This is a genomic window from Kitasatospora sp. NPDC001119, assembly GCF_053598475.1.
The window spans coordinates 19,077-30,684 of record NZ_JBSFKI010000069.1 but is presented as its reverse complement, the minus strand read 5'-3'; the positions used below and the strand labels follow the sequence as shown (position 1 = coordinate 30,684).

Annotated in this window: 9 protein-coding genes and 1 pseudogene; 1 reads left to right on the top strand and 9 read right to left on the bottom strand. The window is 73.3% G+C overall.

Going from position 1 to position 11,608, the window contains the following annotated elements; genetic code table 11:
• Window positions 1-448: pseudogene (locus ACWDD9_RS42270) on the bottom strand (hypothetical protein); the annotation flags it as partial.
• A gap of 342 nt (window positions 449-790) precedes the next feature.
• Between ACWDD9_RS42270 and ACWDD9_RS42265 the strand changes: the two are divergent.
• On the top strand, window positions 791-2,080 hold the full coding sequence (locus ACWDD9_RS42265) for a hypothetical protein (RefSeq protein WP_449814595.1): 1,290 nt from the start codon (window positions 791-793) through the stop codon (window positions 2,078-2,080).
• A gap of 86 nt (window positions 2,081-2,166) precedes the next feature.
• Here ACWDD9_RS42265 and ACWDD9_RS42260 read toward each other — a convergent pair whose 3' ends face one another.
• From ACWDD9_RS42260 to ACWDD9_RS42225, 8 genes are all read right to left on the bottom strand, one after another.
• Window positions 2,167-2,379: a hypothetical protein gene (locus ACWDD9_RS42260; protein ID WP_449814594.1), complete on the bottom strand. Its 213-nt coding sequence runs from the start codon at window positions 2,377-2,379 to the stop codon at window positions 2,167-2,169.
• A gap of 86 nt (window positions 2,380-2,465) precedes the next feature.
• Complete coding sequence (locus tag ACWDD9_RS42255; protein ID WP_449814593.1) at window positions 2,466-3,167, bottom strand: hypothetical protein; 702 nt, start codon at window positions 3,165-3,167, stop codon at window positions 2,466-2,468.
• A gap of 130 nt (window positions 3,168-3,297) precedes the next feature.
• The gene (locus ACWDD9_RS42250) at window positions 3,298-4,005 is read right to left on the bottom strand and encodes a ribonuclease H family protein (RefSeq protein ID WP_449814592.1); all 708 of its coding nucleotides are present in this window, start codon (window positions 4,003-4,005) and stop codon (window positions 3,298-3,300) included.
• Between the two features lie 42 nt (window positions 4,006-4,047).
• Window positions 4,048-6,219 (bottom strand): MGH1-like glycoside hydrolase domain-containing protein, encoded by a 2,172-nt coding sequence (locus ACWDD9_RS42245; protein WP_449814591.1) that lies wholly within the window; start codon window positions 6,217-6,219, stop codon window positions 4,048-4,050.
• Entirely contained in the window at window positions 6,216-8,333 is a 2,118-nt protein-coding gene (locus ACWDD9_RS42240) for a beta-galactosidase (protein ID WP_449814590.1), read from the bottom strand. The genes ACWDD9_RS42245 and ACWDD9_RS42240 overlap by 4 nt, the downstream gene beginning before the upstream one ends.
• Window positions 8,330-9,226: a carbohydrate ABC transporter permease gene (locus ACWDD9_RS42235; RefSeq protein WP_449814589.1), complete on the bottom strand. Its 897-nt coding sequence runs from the start codon at window positions 9,224-9,226 to the stop codon at window positions 8,330-8,332. Before ACWDD9_RS42235 ends, ACWDD9_RS42240 begins: the two co-directional genes overlap by 4 nt.
• Window positions 9,223-10,155, bottom strand: a complete 933-nt coding sequence (locus tag ACWDD9_RS42230) for a carbohydrate ABC transporter permease (protein WP_074003192.1) — start codon at window positions 10,153-10,155, stop codon at window positions 9,223-9,225. The genes ACWDD9_RS42235 and ACWDD9_RS42230 overlap by 4 nt, the downstream gene beginning before the upstream one ends.
• Before the next feature lie 9 nt (window positions 10,156-10,164).
• Entirely contained in the window at window positions 10,165-11,499 is a 1,335-nt protein-coding gene (locus ACWDD9_RS42225) for an ABC transporter substrate-binding protein (RefSeq protein ID WP_449814588.1), read from the bottom strand.
• Between the last annotated feature and the right edge of the window lie 109 nt (window positions 11,500-11,608).

Below are 11,608 nucleotides of genomic sequence, written 5' to 3'. Positions count from 1 at the left end.
GCGTTGGGGTGCGTGCATCGCAAGGCGGAGGAGGGAGCCACTGCGGAGCATTGGCGACCGACGACAACGCGGCGAGGTGCGTGCCCCGGCGTCGCCCCGCAGACGCGAGTTCGAAGACAGGCCCTGGGTCGTACAGCCGCAGGCTGTCCCCGAGGGAGGACCTCAGCGACCCGCGGTCCGGGGACCGGAGCCGGTCCAGGTGCGCCCGGGCCTCGCCGACCCGGCTCGCGTGGGCCCGCTCGGCCGCTTCGACGGCGGAGCGGGCCCTGCCGCGTTCGCGGCCCGCCTCGCGCTTCAGGTCGCGGAGCTTCCCTCGGGCGGCGTCCAGGTCGCGCCGGTGCTCGGCGTACTCCGGGCCGAAGGCGCACCGCCAGCCCCCGGGGTAGCGCAGCATCAGCCAGGCCACCGCTCCAGCGGCCACCAGCACGACCGTCAGGATCCAGCCCACGGGCCCCATCGCTCCCCCTCCCACCGGTTCCCTCGGCCGGCAGCGGCTCGCGCCGGTCCCGGACGGAGCCGATCGTACGAACGGCGGCCCGTCGGCGTGCGGGATTCCGGGAATCAGGAAGGCTCCTCGGGCCCGACTTCCGGGTTTTGGTCATGTTTTTGGCCGTTCTGGTTAAAGACCACGCCAAATAATCGAATGACCTCTTGCCGAAACTGTGATCACATGTGTGGGCGCTGTGGCGTTGTGCGTCACAGGGGAGGGACCGGTCCGCCTCACCGGGCGGGCCCGATCAACAGGAGTCGCACCATCAACACCGCCATCCGCAAGGCCGCCCGTGGGGCCGTGCCCGTCGCCGTCACCGCCTCCGTGCTCGCCACCGGCCTCACCGCCTGCGGCACCGTCCAGCAGCTGTCCGCCGCGCAGAAGGTCTCGAAGGCCTTCGACAAGGTCCGCGACGGCAAGTCGGCCGGCTTCACCCTCTCCATCGACGCCACCCCCGAGCAGGTCGCCGCGTTCGCCAACTCCGGCGAGCACAAGGGCGGCAAGGGCATGATCGGTGCCGCCCGGGGCGACGGCGACATGGACGAGAAGACCGCCAAGGCGATCTCCGGCCTCTCCGTCTCGGTCGCCATCTCGGCCGACAAGCCGCTCAAGGACGTCGAGGCCTTCAGGGACGCCGCCAAGGCCGACAAGAACACCGACCTGACGCTCGACAAGTCGGTGCGCGTCTCCTACGTGCTCGCCGACCGCAGCGGCACCGCGCTGCTGGAGTACCGTCAGGTCGACGCCACCGGGTACCTGCACGCCGACGCCAAGGGCCTGGTGAAGCTGGTCGGCGAGGACCCGTCCGTGGTGGACGAGCTGCGCAAGGGCATGCCCGAGCAGCTGAAGCCGGTCGGGGACGTGCTGGCCGGCAAGTGGGTCTCCTTCGACCTCCAGTCGCTCGCGGACCAGGCGAAGGAGTCCGACGGCAAGAAGGCCGCCGCCCCGAGCGCCGCCCCCACCCTCGACCCGGAGCTCCAGAACCAGCTCCTCAACTCGATCAAGGACGTGATCGGCCGCACCGTCACGTACGAGGACAAGGGCAAGAAGGACGGCACCGAGCACCTCTGGGTGAGCGCCCCGGCCCGGCAGCTGGTGGACGAGATGTTCAAGGCCGTCAAGCCGCTGTCCGCCAAGTTCCCCAAGCAGCTGGGCGACTTCCCGGACCAGGCCCCGAGCGACGTGCCGGACCGTAGGATCGGCGTCGACCTCTACCTGAAGGACGGCGCCTTCTCCTCCGCCACCTTCGACCTCGCCCAGCTGGCCGACAAGGTGGAGCCGGGCGTCAACTTCCCGGTGAAGCTCGCCTTCAGCCAGGCGGCCCCGAACGTCCAGGCCCCGGCCGACGCCGTCAAGGTGACCGACGAGCAGCTGATGGACGCGGTGCTGGGCCTGGCCACCGCCGGGGACGACTCCGACGACGAGGACCCGGAGGACCTGCCCGCCGCCGCTCCGCTGACCGCCGCCCAGCTCAAGGAGCTCGCCGCGCTCGGCATCCCGGAGGTCCGGGCCCGCGTCTACAACGAGGCCGGCCTGACCTTCCAGGACATCAAGGAGATCGCCAGGACGACCGCCCCCGCCGGGGCGTAGCCGTACCGACCCGACCGGCCGACCGCCCCCGAGCGGTCGGCCGGTCGCGTATTTCCGGCCGCGTGCTCCCGGCCGCGCCTCATCGGTCAGCCGCCCGACGGCCGCCAGGAGCACGGGTCGAGCAGTTCGACCCGGCCCTCGCGGAGGTGGCCGCGGTGACCGTCCCCGTACTCCAGCCGCAGGCTGCGGTCCGCCGGGGCGCCGACCACGACGGCGCACTCGACCGCGGCGTAGGAGGACTCGCGGTAGACCCACACCCTGTCCCCGACGTGGAACTCCGCCGTCTCCGAGACGATCACCGGGCTCACCTCCCTTCGGGCCCCGCCCACTCGTCTGTACGGTGCGCGGCGCCCGGCTGTTCACCTCCGGCCGGAGCCGGCCGCGGTCACCGGCCGGGCGGCCGGGTCGGCGCCGTGCCGGTCGGCAGGTCGGCCGGGCGGCCCTCCTGGTCCACCGCGGTGCCGTCGGGGTAGCGGGCGCACTCGCTGCCCGCGCTCACCTCGAGGGTGTGGTACGCGGGGTCGAAGCGCAGCGAGGCGCTCTCCGCGAGGGAGCCGGGGCCGGTGTCCGGCGGCGTCAGCGTGAGGCTGGGGACCGGGGCGGACTCGTCGGAGGAGGCGACCGTCCAGCCCTGGGCGGTCAGGCTCTGCCGGGCCCGTCCGACCGCCTCCTCCCACTCGGGCCGGGTGACCCCGGTGAGGGTGAACCGCGCGCGCAGGGCGGCCGTGCGGGGCTGGTCGGCGCCGGTGTCGTTCATGCTCTCCAGGAGGTGGGAGAGGCCCCGGGCGGAGCAGGCGCCGTAGATCCGGGCCGTGATCCCGTCGTCGCCGCGGTGGTCGGGAGCCGGTGTCGCCTCCGGGCGCAGCGCGAGGGCCTCGTAGACGGTCTGCGTCCGGGCGTCCAGGTGCCGCGCGACGGCCGCCGGGTCCGCCACGGGGTACGGCTTGCCCGTCCAGGCCGCCTCCGCCGCCCCGTACGCCGTGTACCCGACCATGCCGAGCACCAGGGCCCCGGCGGCCCCGGCCACCGCCGTGACCCGCACGGCCGTGCGGCGGCCAGGCCCGTCCTTCGTTGCGCGATTCCTCATGATCACCATCGTTCACCGCCGGGCCGGGTCGCCGCATGAGTACGGATACTCACCCGGCGGCGTCGGCGTACTCGCGGTCGGACGGGGCGGCGGGTCAGGCGTGGGCGGCAGGTCAGGCGTGGGCGGCAGGTCAGGCGTGGGCGGCGGCGCACTCCGGGTGGCCCCAGGAGCTGCCGACCTTGGTGATCTTGTCGCCCTTGGCGTACCCGCGGCTGCACGGGCAGGTGCCGGGGAAGCGGGCGTTCAGGGTGCGCGAGCCGCCGCTCCGCTTGGCGGCGCCCGTGCCGCCGGTGGAGGACACGGATGCCGTACGGGGACTGCGGGCCTTGGGAGCCTTCGAGGCGGCGGCCGGGTCGGGGACGGGCAGGTCGGCGGCGGTGCCGGAGGCGTCCTGCTGGGTGCGGGCAGCGTCGCTGGCGGCCTTGTCGGCGATGGCGTTCAGCGGGTCGCCGTCCACCTGGTGGGCCGGCACGTACACGAAGGTGACGTCCCGGCCCTCCAGCAGGGCGTCGATCGCCTGGATCAGCTCCTGGTTGGCGACCGGCTTGCCGGCCGCCGTCTTCCAGCCGTTGCGCTTCCAGCCCTTCAGCCACTTGGTCACCGAGTCGCGGGTGTAGGTGCTGTCCAGCCGCACCTCCAGCGGCACCCCCGGGTCCGTCGCGGCCAGCAGCTGCCGCAGCGCCGTCAGCTCGCCCACGTTGTTGGTGCTGTGCCCGAGCGCGCCGGCCTGCCAGCGCTGGGGCGCCCCGGTGGCGTCCGCGACCACGTAGGCCCAGCCCGCCGGCCCGGGGTTGCCCTTGGCTGCTCCGTCACACGCTGCAATGACTCGTTCGACCATGCCCCGATCATGCCTGGTCGGACGGCCCGGAGACAAAGCCGCTCAGGTGCGCAGCAGGGGCAGCAGCAGCGCCGCCGACCAGCTGAAGTTGGTCGAGCTGTGTCCCTCCCCCGTCAGCGGGTCGTAGTTCTCCCGCACCGGGCCGTCGCCGGCCAGTCCGGCGGCGGTGGCCAGCAGCCGCTCGACGGTGCGCCGGGCGTCCTGCTCCCAGCCGTAGCGGCGCAGGCCCTCGATCGCGAAGTAGGTCTGGTCGAGCCAGGCCAGTCCGCGCCAGTAGCCGCCGGGGTCGAAGGAGGGCGAGCTGCGGGCCACGGTCGGGAACGGCATGGCGGTGCCGAACTCGGCCGGGTCGAGCAGCAGCCGGCGGACGGTGCGGGCCTGGGCGGCGGTGGCGGTGCCGGACCAGAGCGGGATCGCGCCCTCGATGCCGCGGCCGCGGGCGGTGAGCCGGGCGCCGGTGGCCAGGTCGGTGTCGTGGAACCAGCCGGTGGCCGGGTCGTACATGGTGTCGCGCACGGCGGCGTCGATCCGCTCGGCGCCGGCGCGCAGCCGGTCGGCGGCGGGCCGGTCGCCGAGTTCGGCGGCGATCAGCGCCAGGTGGCGGTGGTCGGCGGCGAGGTAGGCGTTGAGGTCGACCGAGCGCTGGTCGAGCGACCAGCCGAGCAGTGTGCCGTTCGCGTCCCGGTTGGGGACGACGGCGGAGGTGTCGAAGCGCGGGGCGTTGTCCATGCCGGACTCCCAGGCCGCCGCCTCCCGGCAGTCCTCGGCGGTGGCGTTGGCCGGGTCGACGGTGGCGCCGTACTGGCACAGGCCCTCGCCGAGGTGGTCGCGGGTGCGGTACCACCAGTCCCGGTAGGCGGTCAGTCTGGGCAGCATCTCGCGCAGGAAGGCGCGGTCGCCGCTGCGCCGGTAGACCTCCCAGACCGCCCAGGAGGCCAGCGGGGGCTTGGAGTTGCGCTCGTTCCAGTTGCCGCCGCCGGTGGTCTGGTCGTTGTAGAAGACGCAGTCGGGGACCATTCCGGCGTCCTGCGGGCGCTCGGCGGAGCCGGACGGGACCTGGTGGTCGAAGACGGCGCGGATCTGGTCGGCGGCGAGGCCGGGGGCGAAGGCGGCGGTGCCGACGGCCTGCTTCCAGGTGTCCCAGGCCCAGACCCCGCTGAACCACTTGTAGGAGAGCGTGGGGGTGACGGCGTCGTGCCGGATCCTTCCGGCCGGGCTGCGCCAGTTGGTGACCAGGGTCTGGACGCACTTGGCGGCGGTGCGGCGGCGGGCGGCCGGGACGCCCTCGGTGGCGCGGACGAGGTACCCGTGCCAGCGGGCGGTGCCCTCCGCCGCGACCCGTTCCGGGGTGCGCAGCGCGGTGTCCGCCTCCTTCGCGGCGCGGGCGTACTCGGCCTCGGTGAAGGTGTAGCTCTCGGTCCAGTCCAGGCTGCGGGTCTCCCCCGGCGCCAGCCGTACGGGCTCGGCGAGTTCGGTGCGGTGGCCGTCGCCGTCGGCGCTCAGCACGACCCGGACGGGCCGGGCGTGGCGGACGGCGAAGCGTTCGGTGCCGTCGGTGAGGTAGTCCCAGGTCTGCCGGACCTTGGCGAAGCGCACCTCCACGCCGCGTTCGGCGGCGACCAGCTTCGGTGCCTCGCGCTGGGGGCCGGTGGCGGGGCGCAGCAGCCGGCCGGTCCAGGCGGCGGCGAGGGTCCGTACGGCCGGGCCGGTGTTGGCGAGCCGGGCGCGGAGCAGGGCGGTGCGGTTGCCGGCGAAGCGCAGGTCCAGGGTGAGGGCGAGGCCGGCGCCGAGGTCGTGGGTGAGTCGCAGCAGGCCGGGCAGCGAGGTGCCGCGGGCGGGGGCTCCGGCGGTGAGGTCCAGGGGGCGGCCCTGTTCGGTGAGCTGGAGGCGGGTCAGGCCGTCGCTGAGCCACCAGGGGTACTCCTGGGCGAGGTACAGCGGGCCGGTGAAGCCGCCCTGGGGGTCGGTGGGGCGGGGCAGGGCGTAGGCGTGCCAGGCGCCGAGGTCGGCGAAGACGGTGATCGGGTTGTTGCCGCGGGCGTCGCCGGGGTAGGCCTGGGCGGGGGTGCCGTGCAGGTCGAGGACGTCGGCGTAGCGCTCGGCGTCTAGGCCTTCCGGTCCGTCCTGGGCGTGGGCGGCGGCCGGGGCGGCCAGGGTGCCGGCGGCGGCGACCGCCGAGGCGGCGAGGAAGTGGCGGCGGGTCAGCGGGTTCACGGGCGCTCCTCGGCGGCGGGGAGTCGGAGGACGGCGGCGCCGAGCGGCGCGAGGGTGACGGCGTCGCCGGTGGCGGCGCCGGTGAGCAGGTCGGTGCCGGGCGTGTCGAGGGGCACGCGGCGTTCGACGCCGCCGTGGTTGAGCAGGAAGAGGTACTGGCGGCCGTCGGCGGCGTGGCGGCGGGTGGCCTCGACGTCCGCCGGGAGGTCCGGTAGTTCGGCGCCCACGCCGGCTTCGGCGAGCGGCAGGTCGAGCACCCGGCCGGTGTCGGCGCCGAGGTGGCAGCTGAGGTACCAGGCGGTGCCGGCGCCCAGCCGATTGCGGGTGACGGCCGGGAGGCCGGCCAGCGTGCCGGAGGCGTAGCGGGCGAGGGTCTCGGCGCCCTCGGTCTCGATCCACTCGCTCCAGCGCTCGGCGCGCAGGTCGGCGCCGTGCGGCTCCGCGTGCGGCTCGGCGCCGTCCGACCGGGGGCCGTCAGGCGCGGTGCCGTCCAGCCGTACGGCGGTGGTCTCGCCGTCCGGGATCGGCCAGTGCTCGTCCACGACGATCCCGAGCAGTTCGCGCAGCGGCCCGGGGTGGCCGCCGGGGTGGATGTGGTCGTGCCGGTCGGCGATGCCGCTGAACGGGCCGCAGACCAGCCGGCCGCCGTCCCGTACGTAGGCGGTGAGCCGGTCGGCGGTGGCGGTGTCGAGCAGGTAGAGGTTGGGGGCGAGCACCAGCGGGTAGCCGTCGAGCCCGGCGGTGGGCGGGACGAAGTCGACGGTGACGCCGCGCTCGTGCAGCGCCGCGTACCAGGGGCGGAGCAGCTCGGGCCAGCGCATCCGGGCGGAGGGGTGGTCGTCGAGTTCCAGCGCCCACCAGCTGTCCCAGTCGAGCAGGACGGCGGCCCGTCCGCGCAGCCGGCTGCCGGCGATCTCGCCGAGGCGGCGGAGCTCGGCGCCGAAGCGGACGGTCTCCTGCCAGCCGCGCGCGGCGGTGCCCCGGTGCGGGAGCATCGCGCTGTGGAACTTCTCGGCTCCGACCACCGAGGCGCGCCACTGGAAGTGCAGGACGCCGTCGGCGCCGCGGGCGAGTGCCTGGAGCGACCAGAGGCGGTAGAGGCCGGGGCGTTTGGGCACGTTGACCGGCCGCCAGCTGACCGCGGAGGGGGCCTGTTCCATCAGCAGCCAGGGGCGGCCGCCCTTGAGCGAGCGCATCAGGTCGTAGTTCATCGCCGCGTTGACGTGGGCGCGCGGGTCGGCCGGGTCGGGGTAGGCGTCGTCGGAGACGAGGTCCTCGTGCCGGCTCCACTCCCAGTAGTCCAGCGCCTTGAGCATCGACATGAAGTTGGTGGTGACGGGGACGCCGGGCGAGACCTCGTCCAGGACGGCCTTCTCGGCGCGGTGCAGGGCGAGCAGCGCGTCCGAGCAGAACCGGCGCCAGTCCAGCAGCTGGGTGGGGTTGACCGGGCCGGGCGCGGTGCGCGGCGGCTCGATCTGCTCGAAGGAGGTGTAGCGCTGCGACCAGAAGGCGGTGCCCCAGGAGCGGTTCAACTCCTCGATGCCGCCGTGCCGTTCGCGAAGCCAGCGGCGGAAGTCGACGGCCGAGGCGGGGCAGAAGCACTCCTGGACGTGGTCGCCGTACTCGTTGTGGATGTGCCACAGGGCGAGCGCGGGGTGGTGGCGGTAGCGTTCGGCGAGCGCCCGGGTGAGCCGGACGGCGGCCTCGCGGTAGGCGGGCGAGGAGGGGCAGTAGTGCTGGCGCGAGCCGAACTCCAGCCGGACGCCGTCGGCGGTGACGGGCAGCAGGTCGGGGTGGGCGCGGACCAGCCAGGCGGGCGGGGAGGCGGTGGCGGTGGCCAGGTCGACGGCGACGCCGTGCCGGTGGCAGAGGTCGAGCAGGCGGTCCAGCCAGCCGAAGTCCCAGCTGTCGGCGTCGGGTTGGAGGCGGGCCCAGGAGAAGACGCCGACGGTGACCAGGTTGACCCCGGCCTCGGCCATCAGCTTCACGTCCTCGGCCCACACCTGCTCGGGCCACTGCTCGGGGTTCCAGTCCCCGCCGTACAGCAGGCCGGGCACCCGGGTGAGGCGGTCGGTGGTCACGGTCAGGCGGTCGGTGGTCACGGTCGCGGTCATCCCTTCACGGCTCCGCCCAGCAGGCCCGCCACGAACTGCCGCTGGAAGAGCAGGAAGAGCACCATCAGCGGGAGCGTGGCCAGGAAGGAGCCGAGCATCAGGCCGGAGTAGTCGACGTGGGTCAGCCCGGTCAGCGTGTTGAGCGCGACCGGCACGGTGTACTTGTCCTCGGTGTTGAGCATCAGCAGCGGCCAGATGAAGCCGTTCCACTGGCCCATGAAGGTGAAGATCACCAGCGCGCCCAACTGCGGCCGTACGCACGGCAGGACGACCTGGTAGAAGGTGCGCAGCTCGCCGGAGCCGTCGATCCGGGCCGACTCCAGCAGTTCGTCGGGGAAGTCCAGGAAGCCCTGGCGCATCAGCAGGATGCCGAAGGAGTTGGCCAGGAAGGGGACGATCACCGCCTGGTAGCTGTCGATCCAGCCGAGGCTGGCCATCATCTGGAACAGCGGGACGAGCAGCACCTGCAACGGGATCATCATGGTCGCCAGCACCAGTCCGAGCAGCAGCCCGCGGCCGCGGAAGCGGTACTTGGCCAGCCCGTAGCCGCACATCGCGGACAGCAGCGAGCTGAGCGCGGTGTAGACGACGGCGATCCCGAGGCTGTTGAGCATGACCCGGCCGAAGCCGATGGTCTCCTGGAGGTGCGCCAGGTTGCGCAGCAGGTTGCCGCCGGGCAGGAACGGCGGTGGGGAGTGGAACAGTTCGGAGCTGCTGTGGGTGCTGGCGATCAGCATCCAGGCGAAGGGCACCAGGCTGAGGACGGCGCCGAGGGTGAGGGCGGTGAGGACGGCGATCCGGCCGAGACGGGCGGGCAGCGGGGCGCGGCCGCTACGACGCGGCGCGGCGGTGGTGACGGCACTGCGGGCGGCAGTGGTGGTCACGGTGGTCATCGGCGGCGTTCCCTTCCGTAGAGCCGGAACTGGAGCAGCGAGACCGCCGCGATGATCAGCACGACCACCCAGGCGATGGCGGCCGCGTAGCCGAAGTCGAGCTGCTGGAAGCCGACCTTGTAGAGGTAGACCACCGGGGTGAGGGTCGCGTCGCCGGGGCCGCCGCGGGTCAGCACGTAGTTCTCGTCGAAGAGCTGCAGGGTGCCGATGGTGGAGGTGATGACGCAGAACAGCACCACCGGGCGCAGCTGCGGCAGGATCACGCCGCTGTAGGTGCGCACGGTGCCGGCGCCGTCGAGGGCGGCGGCCTCGTACTGGTCGCGGCCGATCGCCTGCAGTCCGGCCAGCAGGATGACGGCGTTGTAGCCGGTCCACCGCCAGGTGACCGAGCCGATCAGCGAGATCCGGGCCCAGGTGGGTGAGTTGAGCCAGTCGACCGGGCCGAGGCCGAGCGCCTGGAGGAGCTGGTTGGCGAGGCCGCCGTCGGTGCGCAGCAGGACCTGGAAGACCACGGCGTAGGCGACCAGGGTGGTGATCGCGGGCAGGAAGAACACCGCCCGCCAGCCGGCCCGGAACCGCAGCCAGGACTGGTTGAGCAGGACGGCGAGCACCAGGGCGAGGCCGATCATCACGGGCACCTGGACGGCGAGGATCAGGCCGGTGTTGACCAGGGAGTGCAGGAAGGCCGGGTCGTGCAGCATCCGCCGGTACTGGTCCAGGCCGACCCAGACGTCGGCGCCGTCGCGGCGGGCGGTGAAGCTCTGGTAGAGGCTGGCGCCGAGCGGATAGGCGAAGAAGGCGACGAAGAGCGCGGTGGTGGGCCCGGCGAACAGCCAGGCGGCGGTGCGTGGGGAGCGTCGGCGGCGGGCGGGGGCGGCCTGGGTGGTCGCCGACGGCTTGCGCAGGGTGGCCGGGAGGCTGCTGGTCATCGGGCCCGCCTACCCGACCGTCTGGCGGCCGGTCGCGGTGGCGACCTGGCGGGCGGCGGAGCGCAGGACGGTGCCCGGGTCGGCGCCGTTGTGCAGCACCTGGTTGACGGCGGTGGTGACGATGTCGCCGGCCTTGGAGTCGTCGGCGGTGAGCTCGACGGTGGGGATGGCGCGGGTGAGTCCGGCGAACAGCTGCATGGCCGGCTGGCCGCCGTAGTAGGGGGCGGGCTGCTGGAAGTACGGGTCGTCCAGGGCGGGGAGGTAGGCGGGGAAGAGGCCTTCGTGCTGCATCATCGAGGCCTGGTTGGCCTTGTCGGCGAGCAGGAAGGAGAGGAAGGCCCAGGCCGTCTCCGGGTTCCGGCTCTGCGCGGTGACGCACAGGGTGGAACCGCCGCTGTTGGAGGTGCGGGGGCCGCCGGGGGTGAAGGCGGGCAGCGGGACGACGCCGACCTTCCCGCCGAGGTCGGCCATGTCGCTGGTGAGGGTGCCGTCCCACCAGGCGGCGGTGGGGGTGGTGGCGGCCTTGCCGTCGTGGGTGCCGGAGACGAGCCCGGACCAGCCGTTCTCGAAGTCCACCAGGTCGCGGTCGACGAGCTGCTTGAGCAGGGTGAGCGCGCGTTCGGCGGCGGGGGTGGCGACGGCCACCTTGCCGTCGGTGAACCAGCGCTGGCCCTGCTGCTGGAGCAGCATGGCGAAGAAGCTGTCCTGTTTGGCGTCCAGGATGAGCAGCTTCCTGCCGGTGGCGGCCTTGAGCGCGGTGCCGGCGGTGAGGTAGTCGTCCCAGGTGGCGAGGCCGGCCGGGTCGATGCCGGCCTGCTGGAACAGGTCGCGCCGGTAGAACAGGGCGCACGGCCCGCTGTCCCAGGGCAGCGCGAAGACCTTGCCCTTGGCGTCCGTGACGGTCCGCCAGGATGCCTCCGCGTACTGGGACTTGAGGCCTGCCGCGCGACTGGTGAGGTCGACCAGGCCGTTCGGGAAGTTGCCGATGTAGGTGGGCAGCTTGTGGCCCTCGACGGTGAGGATGTCGGGCAGTCCGCTGCCGGCGCCGAACCCGACGGAGATCTTGTCGTAGGCGTTGTCGTAGCCGATGTCCACCACGTCGACGGTGGTGCCGGGGTGGGCCTGTTCGAAGGCCTTGCCGAGCCGTTGCATGGCCTTGGCGGCGACGTCCCAGGACCAGATGACGACCTTGCCGGAGAGGGCGGCGCCCGGGCTGCCGGTGAGCTGCTTGGCACTGGTGCCGCCGGCGCCGCCGGTCGCGCAGCCGGTGGCGCCGGCCATCAGCAGCGCGCCGCCCGCGAGTCCGGCGGAGAGGATCCGGCGCCGTGCCGGACCTGATCTCAATTCGCCCTGGTCACGGGCTGGTTGGGGATCTTTTTTGTGCCGGGTTCGTGCGGACATCTTGCCTCCCGACTGGTGAATGCCGAATGCTGTATACAGAACTCAGCATTCA

What these genes read in the sequence shown, in the direction of transcription:
- ACWDD9_RS42255 (WP_449814593.1), bottom strand. Translation starts at nt 3,167, where the DNA reads ATGAGGAATCGCGCAACGAAGGACGGGCCTGGCCGCCGCACGGCCGTG.
- ACWDD9_RS42250 (WP_449814592.1), bottom strand. Translation starts at nt 4,005, where the DNA reads ATGGTCGAACGAGTCATTGCAGCGTGTGACGGAGCAGCCAAGGGCAAC.
- ACWDD9_RS42240 (WP_449814590.1), bottom strand. Translation starts at nt 8,333, where the DNA reads ATGACCGCGACCGTGACCACCGACCGCCTGACCGTGACCACCGACCGC.
- ACWDD9_RS42235 (WP_449814589.1), bottom strand. Translation starts at nt 9,226, where the DNA reads ATGACCACCGTGACCACCACTGCCGCCCGCAGTGCCGTCACCACCGCC.
- ACWDD9_RS42230 (WP_074003192.1), bottom strand. Translation starts at nt 10,155, where the DNA reads ATGACCAGCAGCCTCCCGGCCACCCTGCGCAAGCCGTCGGCGACCACC.